Here is a 22,540-nt window from a genome sequence, read left to right as displayed (position 1 = left end):
GCAGGGAGTCCACGACGCGGTGGACCCAGTCCAGGAAGGCTTCGGCTTCGGTGGTGGAGCCCAGGGTGACCAGGGCCTGGACGGTGAGTGCGCCGTCGCGGAGCCAGCAGTAGCGGTAGTCCCAGTTGCGGACGCCGCCGATCTCCTCGGGCAGGGAGGTGGTCGCGGCGGCCATGACACCGCCGGTGGGGGTGCACAGACCCCGCAGAGTCAGGGCGGAGCGCGCGGCGAGGACGTTCTCGGTGCGCGGCAGGTCCAGGTCCCGCACCCAGGAGGACCAGTGGAGGGCGGCCTGTTCCTGGCGCTGCGCCTCGGTGGCCTCCTCGGCGGTCAGGGAGTCGGTGCCGCAGCGCAGCTCCAGCACCACGGGGCGCTCGGACCTCGGGTGGACGGTCGCGCGGGCGACGTCGTCGGTGCCGTCGTGGTCCACTCGCCACTCCACGCCGGGGGAGCGCAGGACCATTGGGAAGTCGGCGCCCTGGACGCGCAGGCCCTCGGGCTCGACGGTGATGCGGATGGGGGCGCGGCCGAAGTCGGGACGCGGGGCGAACTCGACGGTGGCGGGGGTGACGCCGCCGATCACCCGGACGAGGTCGGTGCGTCCGGGCTCGGTGTCGTGGGCGAGGTAGTCGGTGACCTCCAGGCGGGACCAGCGGGTGCGCACGGTCATCGTGCCCGGTAGGTAGCGCTGGCCGAGGGGGAGGCCGCCGTGGGCGGGCGAGATCGCGAAGACCCCGGCCTGACGGCCACCCAGGACCTCGGCGAACAGGGCGTTGGAGTCCGGCTCGGGGTGGCAGAACCAGGACAGGCGCGCGTCCGGGCCCAGCAGTGCCACGGAGGCCTGGTTGGAGAGCATCGACATGCGCTCGATGGGGGTGGGGCGCTCCCCGAAGACCCAGGAGCGGCGTTCGGTGGCCAGGAGGGTGAGCAGGGCCGCGGCGGTGGGGGTGTCGGGGACGCTGTGCGCGGCCACCGTGTGCTCCTCGCCGACCCGCACGCCCGCGTCGGCCCCGGCGTTCAGGTTCGCGAACACCGGCTCCTCGCCCTCGCCGCCGCCGATGTAGAGGATCGCGGTGGCCTCGACCTGCTCGCGCAGGAGTTCGAGCGCGGCGGACTTGTCGGCGGGCGGGGCGTCGGGGCCGGTGCCGGGGTGACGGGGGTCGATCGTGAGATCGGTGTCGAACTCGGTGCCGTAGGCGCCCACGAGGCGGACCTCCGAGGGCAGCCTGGAGAGGGCGGCCAGGTCACGCAGGGCCCTGGCGGAGATGACCGCGCACACGGTGCCGGGCAGGTCCGCGAGGTCGCGCAGGGCCCTGACGGCCTCGGGGAGGGGACCCCGGTGGTCGGATGCCACCGGTGCGAGAGCACCGTCGTAGTCGCAGGCCACGAGCAGGCGCGAGGTGCGGGCCAGCGCGGAGACGCGCTGCCGGACGTCGAGGGGCATGGTCTCCAGGGTCGTGTCCGTTGGTCCCTGCGGGACCGCCGGAGTCGCCTTGACCACCTGGGTGAGCGTCACGTTGCCTCCTCCACTGGTCCATTACCGACCTGGGAAATAGGTGAGATGTAGGACTCCGCGCGCATGTGTCTGGATCACATGGATCTCGTAGGGAAAACGTAGACCCAGGGACGTATGGCGCGGGATGAACTTCGCGGGCCTTTGAGTAGACCTAAAGAACATTTGGCATTCAAACGGATAAACCGGGCATCCGTGCTGTTCTGTAAAAGGTCAGGTGCCTCAGAAGTCAACGCGAGACTACCCGCGCCGCGCACGTGCGCGTGCACGAGAAGCAAGTGATGCAGATCACTCATACGGAACGGGTCCGTATGTGCCAGACCCCGCCCGCGGGCCGTGGAAGGGAGTCCACGGCCTGTGGACGGGGTGAGCGGAACCGGGGAGGTGTGGGGGGTGCGCGCCGAAGCGCCGGGTCAGGAGCTCGACGACTCCCATTCCGGCTTGCGCAGATGGTGCACCCACGCGGGCGGGAGGTTGGCGAACACCTTCTCCGAGCCGATCCCGTAACGGTCCAGCCAGTCCTGCACCACCCAACTGGTCCGCGCCTGGCGCAGGTAGTCCTCGCGGCGGGCGATCACCGCCTTGACCTCCTTCGTGTACAGGTAGCCGTAGAAGGAGAGCGTCCCGCCCGGGCGGAGCACGGTGAAGTAGTAGTCGAGGATGCCGCGCACGGTGTCGGCGGTGAAGTTGGCGAACGGCAGGCCGGAGACGATCACGTCGTAGGTGCGGTCGGTGCCCATCTCGTCGACCAGACAGGCGTGCACCTCCGCACTGTCCGCGATCGGCGACATCTGGGGGTCGGTCTCCAACAGGTGCTCGACGTAGGCCGCGAACTCCGGGTTGGCCTCCACGAGGTCCACGGTGTCACCGGGGCGCATCGCGTCGGCGATCCCGCGGCTGATGGCGCCGGTTCCGGCGCCCGCCTCCAGAATGCGCAGCGGTTCGTCGGGATCGGGTCGGTGGCGGATGTGCTCGGCCATGGCGTGCGCCAGGGCACTGCTGCTGGGCACGATGGAACCCGTCGCATGGAAGGTGCGCAGCGCCTGGCTGAAGAAGAGTCTGGTGTCACGCAGACGTTCCTCCAGCCTGAGGGCGGCCAGGGGTCCGGTGGGGCTCTGGGTCTCGGACATGACTGAACGCTAACGCGTCGGTGTGCCCCTGGGGAGACCGCGCGGCCCTTTGTCCCGGAAACACCGCGTGGCCATGAACACCGCCGGGACGGGAACCCCGGCGCCGGGCCCGCGCCCCGAGGGGCGCTCCCGCCCCCGGACGGCCACGGCGCCACGCCCTACTCTGAGGGGCATGAGTGACGCCGACGCCACCCCCGAGACCCCCGCCCACACCCGCACCGCGCTGGTCACCGGGGCCTCCGGCGGGATCGGGGAGGAGTACGCCCGGCGCCTCGCCCAGCGCGGGTACGCCCTCGTCGTGGTCGCGCGCCGCCACGACCTCCTGGCCGACCTCGCTGACGACGTCCGTGAGCGGTACGGGACCGCGGTCGAGGTCCTGCGCGCGGACCTCGGCACATCCGAGGGCGTCGCCGCCGTCGCCGCGCGGCTGGCCGAGGACGGCACCGGCGAGCTCGCGCCCGTGGACCTGCTCGTCAACAACGCCGGGCGCGGCGACGGGGGCACCTTCGCCGAGCAGGACCCCGCCGAGATCGACGCGATGATCGACCTCAACGTCCGCGCCGTCCTCAAGCTGGCCCGCGCCGTCCTGCCCGTGCAGATCGCCCGTCGCGCGAACGGGTACAAGGAGGGGCTGGGCGTGGTCAACGTCGCCTCGATGGCCGGGGAGATCCCCGTCAACCCGGGGGGTTCCGTGTACGGCGCGGGCAAGAAGTTCGTGACCCTGTGGAGCGAGAGCGTCGCCGCCGAGGTGCGCGGACACGGCGTCCACGTCACCGTGGTCCTGCCCGGATTCGTGCGCACCGACATGACCCGCGGCGTCCAGGAACAGGGGATGCCCGCCTTCGCGTTCGTGCCCAAGGAGCACATCGTCCGCGACTCCCTCATCGCCTGGTCCGCCGGGCGTTCGGCGGTCGTCTCCGGACCCCAGTACAGGGCCGCCGACGGCCTCCTGCGCCTCCTGCCCCGCCCGCTGATCCGCGCAGTCGCCCGCCGCATGGCCTGACCTGGCCCTCTCACATACTGGGACATTCGGTCCCCGGTTGGTCACCGGGCGTCGGTTGCGCCTACCCTGGTAGCGCACTGTCGGTCGAGGAAAGAGACCATGAAGACCTTCGAAGAGCTGTTCGCCGAGCTGTCCGAGAAGGCACGCTCCCGCCCCGAGGGGTCCGGGACCGTCGCCCAACTCGACGCCGGCGTCCATGCCATCGGCAAGAAGGTCGTCGAGGAGGCCGCTGAGGTCTGGATGGCCGCCGAGTACGAGTCGGACGAAGACGCCGCCGAAGAGATCTCGCAGCTCCTCTACCACCTCCAGGTCCTGATGCTGGCCCGTGGCCTGCGGCTCGAGGACGTCTACAAGCATCTGTAGGCCGGTACCGCGCGCCCCTCGCCGGGCGCGTGCGCGGACCGGCCCACCGACGTCCCCGAACCACGCCAGAGCTGACAAGGAATCCCAATGCCCGACATGCTCCGCATCGCCGTGCCCAACAAGGGCCAGCTGTCCGAACCCGCCGTCCAGATGCTCCGCGAGGCCGGGTACCGGCAGCGCAAGAGCAGCCGCGACCTCGTGCTGGTCGACCCGGACAACAACACCGAGTTCTTCTTCCTCCGCCCGAAGGACATCGCCGTCTACGTCGGCGAGGGCATCCTCCAAGCCGGGATCACCGGCCGCGACATGCTGCTGGACTCCGGAGCCCCGGTCGACGAGGTCCTCGCACTGGGCTTCGGCGGCTCCACCTTCCGCTTCGCCGCGCCCGGCGGCGGCGGGATGGACGTCTCCGACCTCAACGGCAAGCGCATCGCCACGTCCTTCGACGAGCTGCTCCGCGCGTACCTGGAGGAGCGCGGCATCGACGCGCGCGTCATCCACCTGGACGGGGCCGTGGAGAGCTCGGTACAGCTCGGCGTGGCCGACGCGGTGGCCGACGTCGTCTCCACCGGCACCACGCTGCGCAACGCGGGGATGGAGACCTTCGGCGACCCGATCCTGATCTCGGAGGCCGTGGTCATCCGGCCCACGGACGCCCCCGAGGACCGGCAGATCGACCAGCTGCTGCGCCGCCTGCGCGGCGTCCTCGTGGCCCGCGACTACGTGATGATGGACTACGACGTGCACGCCGAGAACCTGGAGGCGGCTGTCGCCCTCACTCCCGGCATGGAGGGGCCCACGGTCTCCCCGCTGCACCGTGAGGGCTGGGTCGCGGTCCGCTCGATGGTGCCCCGCAAGGAGGCCCAACGGATCATGGACGACCTCTGGCAGCTCGGCGCCCGCGCCATCTTGGTCACCGACATCTACGCCTGCCGCCTGTAGCCACGGCGGCCCCGTTACGGAATCCGGCCCCGGCCAGAACCTTCTCCCCTTGACTGCCGTCAGAGGACGTATGCGTGCCAAGGGAAGTGTGTGGTTCGGGTCGGGGCTCTTCGTCGTCGGATCCGTCATCGCGGTATCCGGCCAGGTGGCCCAGATCGTGCAGGCGGTCCAGGCGGGCCGAGACGCTGCCTGGGCGGGCCTCGCGGTTCTGGGCCTGGTCCTTCTGCTGGTTCTGGGGTTCGTGGTCAACCGTGTTCGGGACCGGAGGTACCCGGAACTGCTGGCGGAGTTGGCGGACCGAGAGAAGATGCGCGGTCACTACGTGGACGCGAGGAAGCGCGCCGATCGGTCCGCGCGGGTGCAGGTGTGGACGGCGGTGCTGGTCGCGTCGGCTCTCACCGTCCTCGCGTGGCGGCGCACCGTCGACCTGTTCCAGGGCGGGGTACCCGACCACATCCACACCGCCCAGACCGCCGGAATCACCTTGCAGTTAGTGGGGGCGCTGCTGTTCGCCACGGCGCTGTGGTCCCGGCCGTGGCCGCGCGTGCGCGGAGGCGGACCAGCCGGAGCGGTGGCGGCCAGTACGGGGGCTCTCGCCCTGGCCTTGGTTCATGCCGCCGTCACGGTGTTGCCGGTGGACGCCACCACCACCACGGAGCGCCGGGTCGACCCACCGCCGGTGCCCGATTCGGTGAGCGGTATCGGTTGGGTCTGGGAGGCACCGGAGGGAGACCACGTGAGCCGCGCCGCGACCGCTGGTGAGGGGCTGGTGGTACTGATCGGTGACGGGGTGGTGGCCCTGAATGGGGAGACCGGCGAGGAACTCTGGCACCACCGCAGGCCCGGTTCGGTGACTGCGCAGCTGTTCACCTCGGCGGACGGAGCGACCGTCATGCTCTCCTTCCTGCCAGGGGCCGGTTCCTTGGACGGTGGGGCCCTCTTCGTGGCGCTGGACGCCCACACCGGGCAGGTACGCGCCCAGGACGTGCTCCCGGTGAACATCTTCGGCCGGGTGCCCCGGATCGACCTCTTCGACGACGGTTACGTGGCACACGCGGCGGGCGGAGCCCTGACCGGCATGGACCCCGAGTCATTCGCGCGAACGTGGCGGTTCCAGGCCCCCGAGGAATGCAGAACGGAGGATTTCACCAGCTCGGCGGGCGGACGCGACGTGGTCGCGACCCTTTACGAGTGCGTGGAGCCAGAGGTCGAGGGAAGCGAGATCGTGATCCTCGGTCTGGACCCCGCGGACGGTTCTGAGGTGTGGCGGCACGAGTCGAGCACGAGCCGGACCTACGAAGAGGTCCATGGCTACCACGCTGAAGTGGCGCTCCGGACCGGCACGGACGGAGCGGTGATGGCTCTGCACTGGAACTCCTTCGAGAACGAGGCCCAGGAGTCGGTCGTCCTGGACCAGGCGGACGGGACCGTGATCGCAGAAGGGATCGAGGAGGTACTGCCGAGACTGGACCAGGGAGGGGACACCGAGGCCCGCCAGCCGAACGCCGCGTTCGACGCACGGGGGTACCTGACGGCGACGAGTCTGTTCGAACCGACGGTCGAGTACACCTGGCACCCCTTCGGCGGTGGTGAACCACGACGGACGGCTCCGCTTGTGGCCAGGGAGGACGAGTTCAGGTTCGAACAGGGTGTCGCTCTGACGGACATGCTGGTGACCAGCCAGCTGCTGGTGCCGGAGGACCGGGACAGCTACGTCGGCCCCGCCCACCTCACGGTCCACGGGGCACCGTGGGACGGCGGGGAGCCCTGGGAGCTGGAGGTGGAGTTCGAGGCGGTCGATAGCGACCTCATCCGGATGTGGCCCGAGTCGACCCCGCTGTTGCGCGTCCCCGGAGCCCTGGCGATCGTGCACGGAGGAACGACCAGCGTGGTCGGCCTGGTCTGATCCGGCCGGGGGCCGGGAACCCGGTACGGCTCCCGCCCCTCCGACCACCGGGGCCCGGAACCATCGGGAGCGCACTCCTCGGAGTCCGTGGACCACCGGGGCCGCGCCGTCCCCCCGGGCCCCGGGGGGACGGTTCGACCGCGTCCTCCGGGGGATCAACCCCACTCGCCCCCCACAGGAAGCAGGTCTTCGGTGGACACTGATCCGAGCATCCTTCCCACCTGGACCCCCTGGGTCCTCGTCGTGGCGACCACGGTCCTGGTGACGTTCGCCGTCCGCATGCGGGTCACCCCCGAGCGCGGATACACCCGGGGCCAGGTCCACCGCGAACGCCTGATCGACCGGGCCCCGTACTTCTCGCGGCTTCGCCGCAGGGCCGCGCGCGTGATCCGTGCGGGCGAACGGGTGAGCGATCCGGAGCTGGGCCGGGTGGTCTACCTGCTGGCGTGGGAACGCCACTGGTACACGTTCAACCCCTGGCAGCCGCGTGGAATCGGGTCCCTGACCATCGCGATGCTGGCCCTGTCCCTGGTCGGCGCCGGGTTCGCGACCGATCCCGCGTACGGGACGCTCGCGGCGGTCCCAGCCCTGCTCCTGGCGGCGTACGCGGTCTACGAGATGGCGGTCCCCCGACGACGGGCCGCCGAGTCGATGGCCGCCCACCGGGGACACGCCACGGCCGAGGATCCGGAGCCCGGGGTCTGAGGTGCACCCTCCCGGACCACCGGACCGCTCGCCACAGGTGCCCTAAGGGTCCTCAGCGGTCAGCCACCGGGGTTGTCCCGCTTGGGGCGGGACTGGAGGGCGGCCCAGATCAGGGGGGCCTGGAGCGGGACGCGGCCCCAGGCGACCGCCTTGTTGTCGGCCACCGACGGCAGCCGTCCCGACCCCGAGTCCAGCGCCATCTGGACGTTGGCGGGCCACACGGCCAGCAGCAGTGCGGCGCTGGCCGGTCCGGCCCACCTCCGGCGGGTCAGCAGGCCCACGCCGCAGGCCAGTTCGGCCGCGCCGCTCCCGTAGACGAACGCCCGGTGAGCGGGCAGCCGACGCGGCATGATCGACTCGAACGGCCTCGGGGCCACGAAGTGCAGCACCCCCGAACCCACGAACATCGCCCCCAGCGCGAGCGGGGCCGCTCCGCGCAGCCTGTCCAGGCGTTTTCCCATGGTCATGCACTCCTCTCGTGACGCGCCGGAACCCAACCTACTGATGAGTCAACAAGTGGTACTTCACCGGCCCGCCGCGCGGGGACATGATCGGGGGCACAATGTGGTGCATGAACCAGCCAACGCGAGACCCCGAAGTCGAGGGTGAATCCGTCACCGTCGCCAGAGTGACGGGTGAGACCGGCGGTGACCTGGTACTTCGCCAGGTGGGTGCCCACTACGAGATCTATTCCAACGGCCTTTTCCTCATGGACACCCGCGACGGCACCTCCGAGCGCGAGATGGTGCGCCTGAGCCTGGCCGAGCTTCCCCCGGGGCGCTCACACGCCCGCGTGCTGGTCGGCGGGCTGGGCGTGGGCTTCTCCGCCCGCGAGGCGCTCGACAACCCCCGGGTGTCCCGCGTGGACGTGGTGGAGCTCGAACCCCAGGTGATCGCCTGGCACGAGGGCGAGCTCGGTGAGGCCGCCGAGTACGTCCACCGCGACCCCCGCTGCCGAGTGCACAACGCCGACATCGTCGCCTGGATCGCCGAGGCCTCGGCCGCCGACCAGCCCGGCCGCTTCGACGTCATCTGCCTGGACACCGACAACGGCCCGGACTGGACCGTGGTCGAGAACAACAACCGTCTGTACGAGGCGGCCGGGCTCGAACAGCTGACCCGGCTGCTCACCCCCGGCGGGGTGCTCTCCTTCTGGAGCGCCAACAGCGTGGACAGCTTCGAGGCCCTGCTGCGGACCCGCTTCGGCACGGTGGAGGTCGCGGAGGTGGTGGTGGCCCGGGGCATCCCGGACGTGGTCTACCTGGCCTCGAACCCCCTCTGAGATCAGCCCTGGTCGCGGGACATGTAGCGGGCGAACTCCTCCAGGGAGATCCGCTCGTCGCCGTCGCTGTCCATCGCGCGCACGACCTCGGCGGCCTGCTCGTCGGTGGTCTGGTCGCCGAGGTTGCGCATCAGCGAGGCCAGCTCCTGGGCGGAGATGAGGCCGTCGTTGTCTGTGTCCACGAGGGTGAAGGTGGCGGCGTACTCGGTGGTGTCGGCCATCGGGGGCTCTCCGGATCTGCTGGGGAACGAACTCGCGCCAGGCTATCGAGGCGCGCCCCGCCGGGGCCACCGGGAGGCCCCGGTCGCCGGGCGGTTGGCCGTCCCATGCCTTCCGGGTGACGGTGCCGACGTGCGGGTTCGGGGGCGGTCGTGTGTCGGAGACGGCACGAAGAGAGCCCGGGTCGCAGGGAGCCGGGCCTGTGACCGCGTACCGCGGCAGGAACGCGCGAGAGGGGCCGTGCCCCGTCCGGTGGACGGTGGCGGCGGCCCCTCCGGGGGAGACGTGCCCTGACAGCGGGTCAGTGGGGGTCAGTGCGTGTTCGTGGAGGCCTTCGAGCCGACCCAGCGGGCGACCACCGTGAAGGCCAGCACCAGGATGAACAGGCACAGCGCGGCGCCCCAAGCGCGGTCGATACCGGACTCGAAGGGCTGCGTGGCGCCCCGGTACAGCTGCATCGGGACGGCGCCCTGCGGGCTGCCCTGGAAGCTCGTCACGATCAGACCCGTACCGAAGGCCGTCAGCAGCAGCGGCGCGGTCTCACCGATCCCGCGCGCGATCGCCAGCATCGAACCCGTGGTCAGACCGGGCGCGGCGGCGGGCAGCACCGTGTGCACGATGGTCTGCCACTTGCGCGCCCCCAGACCGTAGCTGGCGTTGCGCATCTCGTTCGGAACCAGCCGCAGCATCTCCTCGGAGGACCGCGTCACGATCGGCAGCATCATCACCGCGATGGCCACCGCGCCGACGAAGGTACCGAAGCCCATGCCGCCCCAGCCGATCACCAGCAGGCCGTACACGAACAGACCCACGAAGATCGACGGGATGCCGGTCATCACGTCGGTGAAGAAGCGGATCGCGGAGGTGAGCCGGTTGGGCCCGTACTCCACGATGTACACGGCCGTGGCGATGCCGAAGGGGATCGACATCAGGACGGCCAGCGCCATGATGTACAGCGTCCCGAAGAACCCGGCCGCGTAGCCGCCGCCTTCGCGCCGGGGCGGCGGCTCGGTCTGGGTGACGAAGTCCAGGTTGACCACGCCGATGCCGCGACGGGTCACCTCGAAGACGATGAGGACCAACGGGATCATCGCGATGACCATCGCCGCGGTCAGCACCACCGTGGCGCCGCGGTCCTTCAGTCGCCGGAACGACGAACCCGGGGGCCGCTGGCTCAGGGGGGCGTGCCTGCTGGGGGGAGTCTCGGTCATGGTGCTCATACGGCGGCGTCTCCCGTCATGCGTCCCAGACGCCAGACGATGACGCGGGCGAGGATGTTGACGATCATCGTGACCAGGAAGAGGGCCACACCGATGGCCATCAGCGCGGTCCTGGACTCGGGGGTGGCCTCGCCGAAGGTCGCGGCGATGTGCGAGGCCATGCTGCTGCCGGTCCCGAAGAGGCTCGCGCCCCAGGACTGGGAGCCGCCGATCAGCATCAGGACCGCGATGGTCTCGCCCAGCGCGCGGCCCAGGCCGAGCATGGCGGCCGCGACGATGCCGGAGAAGCTGGCGGGCAGGACCACGTTGCGCAGGACCTCCCAGCGTGTGGAGCCCAGCGCGTAGGCGGCCATCCGCTGTTCGACCGGGTGCACCGCGATGACCTCGCGGATGATGGCGGTCATGATCGGCAGGATCATGATGGCCAGGACGATCCCGGCGGACAGGTAGCCGACCCCGCGGATCGGGCCCTCGAAGAGGAAGAACCAGCCGAGGACGCCCTCCAGGAACTCGAAGAACGGCCGCAGCACGTTCGGCAGGAACCAGTGCAGGCCCCACAGGCCGAAGATGACGCTGGGAACCGCCGCGAGGAGCTCCACCGTGTAGGAGAGCGGCTTCGCGATCCGTCGGGGCGCCAGGTGGGTGAGGTAGAAGGAGACCATGATCGCCAGCGGCAGCGCGATGACGATGGCGATGGTCGCGGTCACCAGGGTGCCGTAGATGAACGGCCAGGCGCCGTAGGTGCCGGTGATCTCGGTCCGGGAGTTGCCCGACTGCCACTGCTCGCCGGTGAGGAAGCCGAAGAAGCCCTCCTTGGCGAAGACGGGCCAGGCCTCGGTGGTGGTGCGCAGGACCATCAGGGCCAGGATGACCAGGACGATGGTGCCGCAGGACGCTACCGCCCACTTGAAGAGGGGGTCGGCCATCCTCCCCTTGCTCGACCTCAGCGTCGTGCCCCGCCGGGGTTCCTCCGGGGCCGGGGCGGCCTCTGGGGCCTCAGTGGACATGGAGCTTCTCCTCTTGATGGCTTTCGTGGGAGTGGGAGACGCGGTGGCGCCCCGGTCGGGGCAGGGAGCGGGGCCGGGGCGCTCCGGCCCCGGCCCCTGTGAGGGCTAGCCCTCGGAACCGTCCTCGGTGTCGGCGTCAGCGTCGGCCTCCGCGTCGTCACCGCCCTCGTTCTCGGAGTTGGTGCGCTCGATCTCGGCGAGCACGCGCTCCTTCAGCTCGTCACCCAGGGGGGCGTAGCCCAGCTCGGCGACGATCTCGTTGGCGCCCTCGTCGGTCAGGGCCCAGGTCCAGAAGTCGATGATCGCGTCGGCCTCGGCCTGCTCGTAGCCGCAGGTGTAGGTGAAGATCCAGTTGGTACCGGCGATCGGGTAGCCCGCGCCGCCGATGCCGTCGATGCTGAAGCGGAAGTCCTCGGGGATCTCCGCCTCCTCGGAGGCGGCCGTGGTGGACTCCAGGGTCGGCGCGATGGGCTCGCCGTCCGCGTTGATCACCTGGGCGGAGGCCAGACCGGCCTCCTGCGCGAAGGCCTGGTTCACGTAGCCCACACCGCCCGGGTTCTGGCTGATGCCCTGGGCGACACCGTCGTTGCCCTGGCCGCCGACCAGGCCGGGGGCCCAGTCGATCTCGCCGCCGGAGCCGTACTCGTCGGCCCACGACTCCACCTCGGTGGAGAGGTAGTGGGTGAAGACCTCGGTGGTACCGGAGCTGTCGGAACGGTGGACCGGGATGATCTCGTCGTCCGGCAGGTCCACGTCCGGGTTGAGGTCGGCGATGGCCGGGTCCGTGTACGAGGTGATGTCACCGGAGTAGATGCCGGCGATGGTCTCGGCGTCCAGGACCAGACCGTCGAGGTCGGGGTTGTCGAAGGCGATGACGACCGAGCCGAACACGACCGGGAACTGGATGGCCTCGCAGCCGCGGCCGTCGGCGGCGGTGGCCAGGTCCTCGTCGGTCAGGTAGCGCTCGGAGGAACCGAAGTTGACCGTCTGCTCAAGGAACTGCTCGATACCGGCACCGGAGCCCACGCTCTGGTAGTTGATGCTGACGCCGGGCTGCACGTCCTGACTGTAGGTGTGCATCCAGTCCTGGAAGAGCGGGTCGGGGAAGCTGGCCCCGGCACCGGTCAGCGAGGCGCTGAGATCGGCACCGTCGGCGGAGCCGTTGTCCGCGCCGTCGGAGCCGCTGCCGCACGCCGTGGCGAGCAGGGGGATGGCCGCCAGGACGGCGAGCTTGGAACGCCCGTTGCGCATGTCGTGGTTCTCCTCGTTGAATGACCGCTGTCGGGGCTGACGTAAAACGACACTAGGCGCGTAGAAAGTCGCGGTGTCATCGAAATAGAGGCGGTTGGGTAGAAGAACAGTGAATGGCAGGTGAATGGGGGTCACTTTTTGATAACGGCCATGGTGTGCGATGGTGTGCGCTCGGGCGGGTGGCTGCGGTCGCGTCGCGGAGGTGTGCGCTCTGACCTGCTGTGATGATCACGTGTCCGAGCGTGCTGCCGGGGGGTGTGGTTCAGGGGGATGACAACTTCGCATTCCCGGGGAGTCACCCTTCCGTGGGAATCCGAAAAAGGTGACGCGCACATGAATGGCGGGCCGGTCCCGTGTCAGGCGGACGGCCCTCGAAAAAGTACGCGATTTCCCTTGTCCGCCTACCCGCCGCTCACCGTGTCCAGCCGGTAGCCGATGCCCCGGACCGTGTGGATGAACCGGGGCTGGGCCTCGGAGTCACCCAGCTTGTGCCGCAGGCGCCGTATGTGCACGGCGATCGTGTTGTTCACCGGCGGAAGCGGCTTGCGCCAGACCTCGGTCCACAGCTCCTCCCGGCTCACCACCCGGCCGCTGTGCCGGAGCAGGAAGTCCATGATCCCGAACTCCCGCAGGGCCAGGTTGACCGGCTGCCCGTCCACGAACAGCCGGTGCCCCAGGGCGTCCAGCTCCAGGTCGCCCGAGCGCAGCGCCACCGGACCGCCCGGGTTCGGCGGCGGGGCGACCTCGTTCCCGGGAAGCGAACCGCGCAACAGCGCCGCGAGCTCCGGGATGCGGTAGGGGCGGTTCACACAGGCGGTGGCCCCCGCGGAGAGGGCCCGCATCGCCCTCTGCGAGTCGCCCGCGCCCACCCCGATCAGGATCGGGATGTCCATGGCCCGGCGCGTCACCCGCACCAGCGTCTCCAGGTCCACCTCGGGCGGAGCGGCGTTGGTCAGCAGCGTGTCGGGCCGCACCATCCCCACCCGGAGCAGGGCCTCGGCACCGTCCACGCACACCGTGATGTCCACGTCGTGTCCGCTCAGCGAGAGCACCAGCTGGTGTGACTGCTCGGACTCGGGCTCCACCAGCAGGACCCTCAGCGGACCCTCCGCGCGCCGCGTTCTCACCTCGTCGTCCGGCGCGCCGGTGGGCGGGGGGACCGGGGCGGAGGAGGTGAGCGCGGGCATGGGCGGGTCCACTTCGTCGAGAACGGCGGGGGCGGGTGGAGCTCGACCGGGTCGGGTTACCCGAAGCGGCCCGAGATGTAGTCCTCCGTGCGCTGGTCGGAGGGCTTGCTGAAGATCGTCGCGGTCTCGTCGTACTCCACGAGGCTGCCGTAGCGGTCGCCCTCGCCGTCCACGCTCGCGGTGAAGAAGGCCGTGCGGTCCGAGACGCGCGCCGCCTGCTGCATGTTGTGGGTGACGATGACGATCGTGTACTCGGCCGCCAGCTCGTACATGAGGTCCTCGATCTTGAGGGTGGCGATCGGGTCGAGCGCCGAACAGGGCTCGTCCATGAGGATGACCTCGGGGTTCACCGCGATGGTGCGGGCGATGCACAGGCGCTGCTGCTGGCCGCCGGAGAGGGCGAAGGCGCTCTCCTTCAGCTTGTCCTTGACCTCGTCCCACAGGGCGGCCTTGGTCAGGGTCTCCTCGACCAGGTCGTCCATGTTGCCGCGCGTCCCGTTGATCCGGGGTCCGTAGGCGACGTTGTCGTAGATGGACTTGGGGAACGGGTTGGGCTTCTGGAAGACCATCCCGATCCGGCGGCGGACCTCGATCGGGTCCACGTCGGACGCGTACAGGTCCTCGCCGTGGTAGGTCACCCGACCCTCGATCCGCGCGCCCGGGATGAGGTCGTTCATCCGGTTGAGCGTGCGCAGGACCGTGCTCTTGCCGCAGCCGGACGGGCCGATCATCGCGGTGATCTGGCGCGGGCCCACCTGCATGTTCACGTCACGCACGGCCTTGTTGGACCCGTAGTGGATCGACAGGTCGCTGATGTCGAAGACGGGGTCGCCCAGGCCGGGAACCTCGCGGTTGTACCGGACGGTGTCGGGGGCGATGCCGCGGCCGGACTCGGTGCCTCGCGGGGTCGCGGTGTTGCTGACAGACATGGGGCCACTTCCGGGTCGGACGGAGCTCGGTGTGCACGAGGGGATGAAACCCGCGGAGTGCGGTCGACTCCCATGCAAATATGTCCGTGTGAAGCCCGGGTGAACGAACCCCGTGGCCAAGATGAACGTGCGCGGTGGAGTGGGAAGCCCCCGGTGACCTCCCGGTGTCCTTCCCGGTCAGGGTGGCGACCGCCGGCGACGATCGGGTGTCCTCCGCCGTGGCGCACACGACCGCCCCGACGGTTCCGTGCCGGTCGTGGCACGGTCGTCGGGGCGGTCGGTGAAACGGGGGCGGTGGGGCGCCCTACTCCTTGGCGTCCGCGCCCTGCTCGGAGATCTTCTGCTTGACCTCGTCCATGTCCAGTTCCCGGGCCTGGGTGATCAGGCTCTCCAGGGCCTCGGAGGGGAGGGCACCCGGCTCGTTGTAGATCACCGTCTGGTCGCGCACGATCATCAGGGTCGGAATGGACTGGATCTTGAACTCGAAGGCGAGCTCTCGCTGGGCCTCGGTGTCGACCTTGGCGTGCACGATGTCCGAGTGCTTCTCCGAGGACTTGTCGAACACGGGGGCGAACTGGCGGCAGGGACCGCACCAGTCAGCCCAGAAGTCGATCAGGACGAAGCTGTTGTCCTTCAGCGTTTCCGCGAAGTTGTCTTTGGTGAGTTCGACGGTGGACACGTGGTCTCCTGCTCTTCGTTCGTTGTTGGTGTCGACCGGTGGCCAACTGCCATCCTCTTGGGTGCTACAGCGGTAGTGCCCACTCGTTTGTTCCACATGCCTCGGAGGTGGTCCACGCACGTCCGCCGGACCGGTGGTTTCCGACACAACACGTGTTGCATACCTGTTTGGGAGGAAAGAGCGAACACGGTTAGTGTCGGCCTGCGGGGCACGGGTTCATTGTCGTGACCGGAGCTTCCGTTGTGGGCCGAACGCCGAAAACCGGGGGGACCGATGAGCTCCGAGGCGCCGGAGGACGAGCAGGGCGTGGACTACCGCTTCACCCTCGCCAACGAACGTACCTTCCTCGCGTGGATCCGGACCGCCCTGGCACTGCTCGCGGGCGCGGTCGCCGTCCTCCACCTGCTTCCGCTGGGCTGGGACGAGACGCCGCGCACCCTGGTGGGGCTGCTGCTGGCCGTGCTCGCCGGTGTCGTCACCGTGTACGCGCCGCTGCGCTGGTATCGCGTGCAGCGCGTGATGCGCCTGGGCCAGCCCCTCCCGATGAGTCTGCTGCCGCTGATCACCACGTTCGCGGTGGGCGTGGTCTGCCTCATGGTGCTCTTGGGGAACCTGCTGTGAATCCGGGGGAGGTGCGCCGCGACCCGGGGCTCCAGCCCGAGCGCACACTGCTCTCCTGGCAGCGCGTGCTCATCCTGCTCACCGTGGTGGGCCTGGTCTACCTGCGGGGGCCGCTCGACCCCGGCTCCACCGTCGTGCCCGAGGTGTCGCCCGCGCTCCGGGCGGGAGTCATGGCCTTCACCCTGCTGTTGGGCGCCGGACTCGGGCTGCACCTGTGGCTGCGGTGGCGTCACACCCGGCACGGACTCCGCGAGCCGGGCACGGGGCGGCCACCGCTGAGCGTGGCCCGGCCCTGGGCGATGGTCCTGCTCAGCGCTGGCGTGCTCGCCCTGACCCTGTTCGTGGTGGCGACGGTGCTGCTGCCGTGAGGCGGGGGCCGGGCCTCGTGACGTCCCCGTGCCAGGGCCGGGGCCGTCGCCGCCGCGCGGGCGGACGACGGGTGGGAGGAATGATCCAAAAAACAGGGCCTAGGCGGGTGCCGGGACCGAGCGGGCCGAGCGGCGGTGCTCGACGATCGACCCGATGATGGCGTTGAGGTCGAGTGTCGGCTCGTATCCGATCAGGCGCCCGGCCAGGGAGGTGTCCGGGTAGCGGCGCTGCATGTCCTCGTACCCCTCGCCGTAGGCCTCCTCGTAGTCCAGGAAGGTGATCGAGCTGCCCGACCCCGTCAGCTCGACGATCCTGTCCGCCAGGCCCCTGATCGACACCTCCTCGTGCCCGCCCAGGTTGACCGCCTGGTTGTACGCCTCGGGGGTGTCCATCAGCCGGGTCATCGCGGGCACCACGTCGAACACCGAACCGAAGCAGCGGCGCTGGGTGCCCGTGCCGTAGACGGTGATGGGCTCGTCGGACAGGGCCTGGTCGACGAACCGGGGCACGACCATGCCGTATCTCCCGGTCTGCCTGGGCCCCACCACGTTGAAGAAGCGGGTGATGACGCAGGGCACGCCGGACTCCACACCGTGGACGTAGGCGACCAGTTCGTCCAGCCCCTTCGCGGCGGCGTAGGACCAGCGGCTCTTGGTGGCCGATCCGTAGATCCGGTCGTCACCCTCCTTGAGGCCGTCCGCGTCGTTCTTGCCGTAGACCTCGCTGGTCGAGGCGATCATGTACGGGACACGGTGCCGCACCGCGGCCTCCACGACGTTCTCGGTGCCGTGCAGGTTGATCCGCAGTGAACGGAGCGGGTTGTCGACGATGTTGTAGACCCCCACGGCGGCGGCGAGGTGGAACACGGTGTCCGCCTCCGCGACGAGTCGGTCCACGAGTTCCCGGTCCAGGATGTCCCCCTGGACGAACCGGAAAGCGGGAGAACCCTTCAACTGGGACAGGTTGGACAGTGAACCTGTCGAGAGGTCGTCCAGGACGGTGACCTCGTGTCCCCGCGCGACCAGGTGGTCGCACAGGTGGGAGCCGATGAACCCGGCTCCACCGGTGATGACGGCCTTCATGGTTTTCCCTCCACTACGGGTGGTGTAGGTGATCCGTACTTCACGGGGGTGGGCTTCGTGTGACAGGTGAGGGAGCAGATGGGGGAGTCGGCGAGTCGTCGCTCCGGTCAGGCCAGGTGGCGCAGGACGTGGTAGCCCTCGCCGAGGGCCACCCCGGCCTGCATGCCCCTGAGGACGGCGAGGCTGCGCAGGGTGAGTTCCGAACGGGTGTGGGGGTGTTCGTGACTCTGGGAGCCGTACAGCTCCATGGCCTGGAGCTTGGCCTCCAGGTCCTGCTCGCCGAGCTCGACGATGAGGTTGGGGGAGCCCACGGGTTCGAACCGCCACTGGTCGGCGGCCTCCTCGTAGGACAGCACCATGCGGGGATGGTGGCGCAGACCGTTGTTCGAGGGCCGCAGCGCGGTGTGCACGGCCTCCGCCACGGCCTGGTGGTCCTGGTTGTAGCTCGTGTGGTGCGGCACGAGCACCACGGTGGGCCGCAGGGCAGCGACGGAGAGCGGGCTGTCCCGCTCGATCAGCCGTGTCAGGTCCACCCGGGGGACCGAGTCCAGCCTCAGGTGGTGCTCGTCGCCCGGGAGCGCCATGTGCCAGTCGTCCCAGCGGAAGTGCTCCGAGACCTTCTTGATCTCGGTGTGGCGCTCCTCGGCCGTGGAGAAGCCCTTCGCGGACTGGTCGGCGGTGTCGCCGACCGTCAGGAACTGGACGAAGACCTCCGCGCCAGCGCGCTTGGCCTTGTGCATCAGGCCGCCGCAGCCGAGGGTCTCGTCGTCGGGGTGGGGGGAGTAGACCAGGAGGCGCTCCTGTGACCAGTCCGTCGTCATGCCTGTTTCCCGTTCTTTGCCGAAGTGGGGCGATCGGTCGTCACCCGGGCCGCCGGGGCCACCGCCCGTTGGCTCGGGCGGACGGTGCCCGCTCGCTGATCGGTGTCAGCCGCGCGTTCTCGCCTGACGGAGCACGCGCGGCGCGTCCGGTCCGGCGTTGAGCAGGAGGTCGATCGCCGACAGGCGGGGCACGAAGTCGTCGGCGGGTCCCCGCGTGTGCTGGCGGTACACCGGGTGGCGGAAGTCCTGCCACTCGATGGCCACCCCGTAGCGGTTCAGCACCTCGGGGTCGAGGTAGTCCCTCGCGCCGTCGCCCGAGAGCATCGTGTCCGCTCCCGCCTTGGCGCAGATCTGGGCCAACAGCTCACTCTTGTGCCCGGGGAAGTCCCCGAGCTCGCTCGCGCGCAGGACGGGTGTGTCGACACCGAACGCGCGTGTCAGCAGGCGGGTGGTGGCGATGGCCAGGTCCGCGAGGCCCTCCCACTCCGTTTCGTACAGTTGGGCGATTTCTTCCCGGTAAACGTCCCAGTAAGGCGCTTTGCGGTAACAGTGTTCAGAGAGTGCCCTGAAGTGCTTGTTGCGCCATTTCTGTGTGTTGTCAATCTTCTTGTCCAGGATGCGTTCGTCGCGACTCGCCTGGGTGACGGGCACGGAGAGAAGGACCGGATCGCCCTGTCCGGCAACGTAGTTTCGGTTCTGCCAACCCCGACGTTCGAACTGAACCGTGTCAAGCATGATGAATCGGTCAGAACGGTCGATCTTGTCGATCAGTCCCAGCCAGGGCCAATAGTGCGGCTGATGGACGGCCACGCGCAGGCGCGCGCCGTCCGGGCTGTTCGGGAGGGGGCTCCCGAGGTCAGGACCCGGGCCGCCGTGCGCGGGATCTGGCGCGGGGGATCGTGGCTCGCCGATCACTCCGGGCGTTCTCCTTAACTCGTCGGTCGGCCGCGAGGGGGATTTACCGGGGACCCATGAGGCCTCGTATAAACCGGGGGTGGTGGCCCCTCCGGCACCTCGCCGCAAATATCTTCTAATGGGTACCACCTCACGCAAGCCCGTGTATACGATTTGCGTGGCCTACATAGGACGCGAACCCGGGTGAACCCACCAGTCGTGTAGGACGTCAACCTATCGCCGACTTTGCGGGTTAATGTCGGTCCGAAACCGATAACATTCGGAGGTTCGCAGGGCTGTGCGTATCGTGCGTTTCATCGGTGGGCTACTGACCGGGCTGATCGCCCTGGTGCTGGCCGTCGCGCTGTTCGTCTACTGGTTCGACTTCGCGTCGACCATGGCCGCCGCCGCGGGGATCGGCGCCCTCGGGTACGTCTTCCTGTGGATGGCCTTTGGCCTCAACCTGCTGCTGTGGACCGTGGTCGGCCTGATCAGGCTGGCCGAGGGCGGGGCGCGTGCCGCCCTGCGCCGACGTCCCGAGGACCAGCGGCGGAGCGTCACCAGGGGCCGCGAACGGCAGCGGCTGCTCGTGGGTGCGGGCGCGCCCGGGGGCGCTGCTTCGCCGGCCGAGGGAACGGGGCACGCGGGGAGGCGCGCCGTCGACACCGTGGCCCCGGGAGGGGCGTTGGTGGCGGAGGACCCCGAGGACATCACCCTCGCCGTCATCATCCCGGCCCACAACGAGGAGCCGGTGATCGACACCGCGATCTCCTCCGCCCTCGGCCTGTTCGCCCGCTGGGACGTCTACGTCGTCTCGGACTCGTCCCGGGACGCGACCGCCGACATCGCTGCCAGGACCGGCGTGAACGTCCTCGAACTCCTCACCAACCGGGGCAAGGCCGGGGCCATCGAGGCGGTCATCGAGGAATTCTCACTGACCGAAAACTACGACGGTGTCCTGATTCTGGACGCCGACACGGAACTCGACGCAGGGTACGTGGAGGGCGCCAAACGTCAACTCCAGGACCCCGGTGTGGCCGCCGTCGCGGGCTTCGTCGTCTCGGAGTGGAAGCCCGGGGAGCGCGGCCTGGTCGGGCGGATCATCTCGGCCTACCGGGACCGCCTCTACTTCATGCTCCAGTACTTCATGCGCTTCGGGCAGACCTGGAAGCGGGCCAACGTCGCCTTCATCGTGCCGGGGTTCGCGAGCGTGTACCGAAGCCGCGCCCTGAGGGAGATCACCGTCAACCCCCCGGGGCTGGTGATCGAGGACTTCAACATGACCTTCGAGGTGCACCACAAGCGCCTCGGCCGGGTCTCGATGCGGCCGGACACCAAGGCCTACAGCCAGGACCCGTTCACGTTCCGGGACTACCGCAAGCAGGTGGGCCGCTGGACCCTCGGCTTCTGGCAGACGGTGCGCAGGCACAAGGTGTGGCCGAGTCTCTTCTGGGTGGCCCTGGCCCTGTACATCGTGGAGGTCGTGCTGGTCTCGGTGCTGTTCCTGGTGACGGTGGCGATCGCCCTGTTCGTGCTGCTGGGCACGTTCGGCGGCGAGGTGCTGGCGGGGGTGCCGTTCCTCTCCGACGGGTTCACGGCGGTGACCGCGTTCCTGCCGCTGACGGCCCTGGCCATCGGCCTGCTCGTCCCGGACTACGTGCTCACCTGCGTCATGACCATGGTCCGACGGCGGCCCTCGTACCTCTTCTACGGCCTGTTCTTCTTCCCGATCCGGATCGTGGACTCCTACCTGGCCCTGCGGATGATCCCCAAGGCCTGGACCGCCGAGTCCGACGGCCGGTGGAGCAGTCCCACCCGGGTCTCCCAGAAGGGCCCCAGGTAGCCCTCGCTACCTGCGCAAATGTGAGATTCTCCGAGCATGCCCACCCCAGGGGCCCACTGTGCGGGACACCGCTTAGCCTCGTTGGAGGGGACCCGACCTCCTCGGGGCGCAGTCGTTGAATGGGTGAGATCGCAGTGGACAAGAGGCGTGTGTCGTTCGCGTTGTACCGGGTGCTCGCGTACATCACGGGAGTCTTCCTGTTGGGTCTGACCTTCCTGGCCATGCCCGCGAAGTACCTGGTGGGTGAGGACTCGATGTTCCACCTGGTCGGAGCCCCCCAGGGATGGGAGCACTGGTTCGGCCCCGAGTCGCCGCTGATGCTCTACATCGTCATGCCGCACGGCTACATCTACATGGCGTACGTGCTGGTCGTGCTGTGGGTGGCCCTGGACCGCCGCTGGGGCGCGGGCCGCACCCTGGGCGTCGTGCTCGCGGGCACCATCCCGGTCCTCGGCTTCGTGGTCGAGCACCGGGTGGTCAGGTCCGAGCAGGCCAGGGACCTGGCCGCCGGAAGGCAGACCGGGCAGGCTCAGGAGCCCGCGACCACGGGCTGATCCCCGGTCTTCCGGGTGCGTCCCTCCGCCAGTTCGCGGCGCATCAGGATGATCCAGAAGACCACGGCGGAGACGCCGAACATGGCCCACTGCACGGCGTAGCTGAGGCTGCGCCAGTTGACCGTGAACTCCGTGGGCGGCTCGGGCGGAGGCACCGGGGTGAGCCCGTCGACGGCGGGCTCGCTCTCGGGCAGGGTGACGTAGGCCGCGTAGAGGCGCTGGTCCCACTCTCCGACCAGCACGGACGGGGCGATCCGCTCGACCGTCCCCACCTCGGGTGAGCCCATGGGGACGACCCCCTCCGCCGCGTCCTGCGGAGGCTGGAGCCAACCGGTGACGGTGACGTCCCCCTCGGGGACGGGCGGGAGCCCGGTGCCGTCCTCCGTCCAGCCACGGCTGACGGTCATGGCCACCCCGTCCTCGGTGACGAGGGGAAGAACGAGCACGTAGCCCTCGACCCCGTCCAGGCGCCGGGGCACGAGGAGCTGGGACTCCGCGTCGAAGTGCCCGGACACCTCGACCGCCGTGTTGGTCGTGAGGTTGGGGTGCAGGAACTCGCCGGGTTCACCCAGGTCGGAGACGGGGATGGCGTCGGCCAGGTCCTCGACCGGGTTGGTGATGACGTCGCGGTCGGGTTCGAAGGCGCGGGTGCCCTGCCAGTAGGTGCCGGCGACGCACACGACGACCACGAGGACGGCCAGCAGGTGCAGGCCGACCCAGCGCGGGCTCAAGAGCGGAGATCTCACCCGACCAGGCTATGTCCGCCCTCCGAGCGGCCGCTCATGACCCCGTGTTGACGATGCCCACACCCCGCTTGGTCGGGCCACGCCCCAGGAATGACGATCACTTTAAGTAGTTTCTCGTGACACAGGGTTGTTATTCGTGGGTGTGGTGGGTAGTGTCTCTAACAACGCGGAACGACAAGATCGCTTCCACGTGGCAGACCTTTCAGGCCGCGACTCCAGGGGGGAGGAGTCGCAGGCCGCTTCCCAGAGCGAGGGTTGCCTCCGTACTTTGAGG

General features: G+C 69.5%; 24 protein-coding genes. 10 read left to right on the top strand and 14 right to left on the bottom strand.

Features of this window, described 5'->3' with window-relative positions:
- On the bottom strand, nt 1-1,516 hold a 1,516-nt coding region (locus KBX21_RS20270; RefSeq protein ID WP_307869242.1), incomplete at its 3' end, for a trehalase-like domain-containing protein.
- A 410-nt stretch (nt 1,517-1,926) separates the two neighbouring features.
- Nucleotides 1,927-2,643 (bottom strand): class I SAM-dependent methyltransferase, encoded by a 717-nt coding sequence (locus tag KBX21_RS20265; protein WP_049570986.1) that lies wholly within the window; start codon nt 2,641-2,643, stop codon nt 1,927-1,929.
- Between the two features lie 172 nt (nt 2,644-2,815).
- Between KBX21_RS20265 and KBX21_RS20260 the strand changes: the two genes are divergently transcribed.
- The 5 genes from KBX21_RS20260 to KBX21_RS20240 all read left to right on the top strand — a co-directional run bounded on the left by KBX21_RS20260 (nt 2,816) and on the right by KBX21_RS20240 (nt 7,562).
- Nucleotides 2,816-3,646: an SDR family oxidoreductase gene (locus tag KBX21_RS20260; protein ID WP_210843072.1), complete on the top strand. Its 831-nt coding sequence runs from the start codon at nt 2,816-2,818 to the stop codon at nt 3,644-3,646.
- A 99-nt stretch (nt 3,647-3,745) separates the two neighbouring features.
- Complete coding sequence (locus KBX21_RS20255) at nt 3,746-4,009, top strand: phosphoribosyl-ATP diphosphatase (protein WP_017546893.1); 264 nt, start codon at nt 3,746-3,748, stop codon at nt 4,007-4,009.
- Between the two features lie 87 nt (nt 4,010-4,096).
- The gene (gene hisG / locus KBX21_RS20250; RefSeq protein WP_210843064.1) at nt 4,097-4,951 is read left to right on the top strand and encodes an ATP phosphoribosyltransferase; all 855 of its coding nucleotides are present in this window, start codon (nt 4,097-4,099) and stop codon (nt 4,949-4,951) included.
- A gap of 70 nt (nt 4,952-5,021) precedes the next feature.
- Entirely contained in the window at nt 5,022-6,857 is a 1,836-nt protein-coding gene (locus KBX21_RS20245) for a PQQ-binding-like beta-propeller repeat protein (RefSeq protein ID WP_210843062.1), read from the top strand.
- Between the two features lie 192 nt (nt 6,858-7,049).
- Nucleotides 7,050-7,562: a hypothetical protein gene (locus tag KBX21_RS20240; protein WP_049571002.1), complete on the top strand. Its 513-nt coding sequence runs from the start codon at nt 7,050-7,052 to the stop codon at nt 7,560-7,562.
- 59 nt (nt 7,563-7,621) lie between these two features.
- On the opposite strand, the gene KBX21_RS20235 is transcribed toward KBX21_RS20240, so the two are convergent.
- Complete coding sequence (locus KBX21_RS20235) at nt 7,622-8,029, bottom strand: DoxX family protein (RefSeq protein WP_049571006.1); 408 nt, start codon at nt 8,027-8,029, stop codon at nt 7,622-7,624.
- Between the two features lie 95 nt (nt 8,030-8,124).
- On the opposite strand from KBX21_RS20235, the gene KBX21_RS20230 reads away from it, so the two are divergent.
- Nucleotides 8,125-8,844, top strand: coding sequence for a spermidine synthase (locus KBX21_RS20230; protein WP_234003908.1), 720 nt, complete (start codon nt 8,125-8,127; stop codon nt 8,842-8,844).
- 2 nt (nt 8,845-8,846) lie between these two features.
- On the opposite strand, the gene KBX21_RS20225 is transcribed toward KBX21_RS20230, so the two are convergent.
- From KBX21_RS20225 to trxA, 7 genes are all read right to left on the bottom strand, one after another.
- Nucleotides 8,847-9,065 (bottom strand): EF-hand domain-containing protein, encoded by a 219-nt coding sequence (locus KBX21_RS20225; RefSeq protein ID WP_049571013.1) that lies wholly within the window; start codon nt 9,063-9,065, stop codon nt 8,847-8,849.
- A 309-nt stretch (nt 9,066-9,374) separates the two neighbouring features.
- Nucleotides 9,375-10,283, bottom strand: coding sequence for a phosphate ABC transporter permease PstA (gene pstA / locus KBX21_RS20220; RefSeq protein WP_210843060.1), 909 nt, complete (start codon nt 10,281-10,283; stop codon nt 9,375-9,377).
- Nucleotides 10,280-11,290 (bottom strand): phosphate ABC transporter permease subunit PstC, encoded by a 1,011-nt coding sequence (gene pstC, locus KBX21_RS20215; protein WP_049571018.1) that lies wholly within the window; start codon nt 11,288-11,290, stop codon nt 10,280-10,282. Before pstC ends, pstA begins: the two co-directional genes overlap by 4 nt.
- A gap of 105 nt (nt 11,291-11,395) precedes the next feature.
- Entirely contained in the window at nt 11,396-12,541 is a 1,146-nt protein-coding gene (pstS, locus tag KBX21_RS20210) for a phosphate ABC transporter substrate-binding protein PstS (protein ID WP_049571020.1), read from the bottom strand.
- Between the two features lie 401 nt (nt 12,542-12,942).
- The gene (locus KBX21_RS20205) at nt 12,943-13,728 is read right to left on the bottom strand and encodes a response regulator transcription factor (RefSeq protein ID WP_210843058.1); all 786 of its coding nucleotides are present in this window, start codon (nt 13,726-13,728) and stop codon (nt 12,943-12,945) included.
- A gap of 56 nt (nt 13,729-13,784) precedes the next feature.
- Nucleotides 13,785-14,657, bottom strand: coding sequence for a phosphate ABC transporter ATP-binding protein PstB (pstB, locus tag KBX21_RS20200; protein ID WP_049571031.1), 873 nt, complete (start codon nt 14,655-14,657; stop codon nt 13,785-13,787).
- 304 nt (nt 14,658-14,961) lie between these two features.
- A complete protein-coding gene (gene trxA, locus KBX21_RS20195) occupies nt 14,962-15,336 on the bottom strand; it encodes a thioredoxin (protein WP_049571034.1) in 375 nt (124 codons plus the stop codon).
- Between the two features lie 273 nt (nt 15,337-15,609).
- On the opposite strand from trxA, the gene KBX21_RS20190 reads away from it, so the two are divergent.
- Together KBX21_RS20190 and KBX21_RS20185 are read left to right on the top strand one after the other, a co-directional pair.
- Nucleotides 15,610-15,957 carry a YidH family protein gene (locus tag KBX21_RS20190; protein WP_049571037.1) on the top strand — a complete coding sequence of 116 codons (348 nt, stop codon included), beginning with the start codon at nt 15,610-15,612 and terminating at the stop codon, nt 15,955-15,957.
- The gene (locus KBX21_RS20185; RefSeq protein WP_049571040.1) at nt 15,954-16,325 is read left to right on the top strand and encodes a DUF202 domain-containing protein; all 372 of its coding nucleotides are present in this window, start codon (nt 15,954-15,956) and stop codon (nt 16,323-16,325) included. The genes KBX21_RS20190 and KBX21_RS20185 overlap by 4 nt, the downstream gene beginning before the upstream one ends.
- Nucleotides 16,326-16,424: 99 nt before the next feature.
- Here KBX21_RS20185 and KBX21_RS20180 read toward each other — a convergent pair whose 3' ends face one another.
- From KBX21_RS20180 to KBX21_RS20170, 3 genes are all read right to left on the bottom strand, one after another.
- Nucleotides 16,425-17,408, bottom strand: a complete 984-nt coding sequence (locus KBX21_RS20180) for an NAD(P)-dependent oxidoreductase (RefSeq protein WP_049571043.1) — start codon at nt 17,406-17,408, stop codon at nt 16,425-16,427.
- Between the two features lie 107 nt (nt 17,409-17,515).
- Nucleotides 17,516-18,229: a PIG-L deacetylase family protein gene (locus KBX21_RS20175; protein WP_210843056.1), complete on the bottom strand. Its 714-nt coding sequence runs from the start codon at nt 18,227-18,229 to the stop codon at nt 17,516-17,518.
- Nucleotides 18,230-18,334: 105 nt separating this feature from the next.
- Nucleotides 18,335-19,045 carry a WbqC family protein gene (locus tag KBX21_RS20170; RefSeq protein WP_049571179.1) on the bottom strand — a complete coding sequence of 237 codons (711 nt, stop codon included), beginning with the start codon at nt 19,043-19,045 and terminating at the stop codon, nt 18,335-18,337.
- A gap of 376 nt (nt 19,046-19,421) precedes the next feature.
- Here KBX21_RS20170 and KBX21_RS20165 point away from each other — a divergent pair, with 376 nt between their 5' ends.
- Together KBX21_RS20165 and KBX21_RS20160 are read left to right on the top strand one after the other, a co-directional pair.
- A complete protein-coding gene (locus KBX21_RS20165; RefSeq protein WP_210843054.1) occupies nt 19,422-20,966 on the top strand; it encodes a glycosyltransferase in 1,545 nt (514 codons plus the stop codon).
- Nucleotides 20,967-21,085: 119 nt separating this feature from the next.
- Nucleotides 21,086-21,520: a DUF3817 domain-containing protein gene (locus tag KBX21_RS20160; protein ID WP_199776542.1), complete on the top strand. Its 435-nt coding sequence runs from the start codon at nt 21,086-21,088 to the stop codon at nt 21,518-21,520.
- On the opposite strand, the gene KBX21_RS20155 is transcribed toward KBX21_RS20160, so the two are convergent.
- Nucleotides 21,496-22,266, bottom strand: a complete 771-nt coding sequence (locus KBX21_RS20155) for an SURF1 family protein (RefSeq protein ID WP_049571055.1) — start codon at nt 22,264-22,266, stop codon at nt 21,496-21,498. The genes KBX21_RS20160 and KBX21_RS20155 overlap by 25 nt on opposite strands.
- Nucleotides 22,267-22,540: the final 274 nt, after the last annotated feature.

The sequence above is a fragment of the Nocardiopsis sp. B62 genome (genome assembly GCF_018070675.1).
Taxonomy (GTDB): domain Bacteria; phylum Actinomycetota; class Actinomycetes; order Streptosporangiales; family Streptosporangiaceae; genus Nocardiopsis; species Nocardiopsis prasina.
This window is presented reverse-complemented; position numbering and strand designations above follow the sequence as displayed.

Coding starts and splice junctions, on each gene's coding strand:
- KBX21_RS20265 (WP_049570986.1), bottom strand. CDS start 2,643: ATGTCCGAGACCCAGAGCCCCACCGGACCCCTGGCCGCCCTCAGGCTG.
- KBX21_RS20260 (WP_210843072.1), top strand. CDS start 2,816: ATGAGTGACGCCGACGCCACCCCCGAGACCCCCGCCCACACCCGCACC.
- KBX21_RS20255 (WP_017546893.1), top strand. CDS start 3,746: ATGAAGACCTTCGAAGAGCTGTTCGCCGAGCTGTCCGAGAAGGCACGC.
- hisG (WP_210843064.1), top strand. CDS start 4,097: ATGCCCGACATGCTCCGCATCGCCGTGCCCAACAAGGGCCAGCTGTCC.
- KBX21_RS20245 (WP_210843062.1), top strand. CDS start 5,022: ATGCGTGCCAAGGGAAGTGTGTGGTTCGGGTCGGGGCTCTTCGTCGTC.
- KBX21_RS20235 (WP_049571006.1), bottom strand. CDS start 8,029: ATGACCATGGGAAAACGCCTGGACAGGCTGCGCGGAGCGGCCCCGCTC.
- KBX21_RS20230 (WP_234003908.1), top strand. CDS start 8,125: ATGTGGTGCATGAACCAGCCAACGCGAGACCCCGAAGTCGAGGGTGAA.
- KBX21_RS20225 (WP_049571013.1), bottom strand. CDS start 9,065: ATGGCCGACACCACCGAGTACGCCGCCACCTTCACCCTCGTGGACACA.
- pstA (WP_210843060.1), bottom strand. CDS start 10,283: ATGAGCACCATGACCGAGACTCCCCCCAGCAGGCACGCCCCCCTGAGC.
- pstC (WP_049571018.1), bottom strand. CDS start 11,290: ATGTCCACTGAGGCCCCAGAGGCCGCCCCGGCCCCGGAGGAACCCCGG.
- pstS (WP_049571020.1), bottom strand. CDS start 12,541: ATGCGCAACGGGCGTTCCAAGCTCGCCGTCCTGGCGGCCATCCCCCTG.
- KBX21_RS20205 (WP_210843058.1), bottom strand. CDS start 13,728: ATGCCCGCGCTCACCTCCTCCGCCCCGGTCCCCCCGCCCACCGGCGCG.
- pstB (WP_049571031.1), bottom strand. CDS start 14,657: ATGTCTGTCAGCAACACCGCGACCCCGCGAGGCACCGAGTCCGGCCGC.
- KBX21_RS20190 (WP_049571037.1), top strand. CDS start 15,610: ATGAGCTCCGAGGCGCCGGAGGACGAGCAGGGCGTGGACTACCGCTTC.
- KBX21_RS20180 (WP_049571043.1), bottom strand. CDS start 17,408: ATGAAGGCCGTCATCACCGGTGGAGCCGGGTTCATCGGCTCCCACCTG.
- KBX21_RS20175 (WP_210843056.1), bottom strand. CDS start 18,229: ATGACGACGGACTGGTCACAGGAGCGCCTCCTGGTCTACTCCCCCCAC.
- KBX21_RS20160 (WP_199776542.1), top strand. CDS start 21,086: ATGGGTGAGATCGCAGTGGACAAGAGGCGTGTGTCGTTCGCGTTGTAC.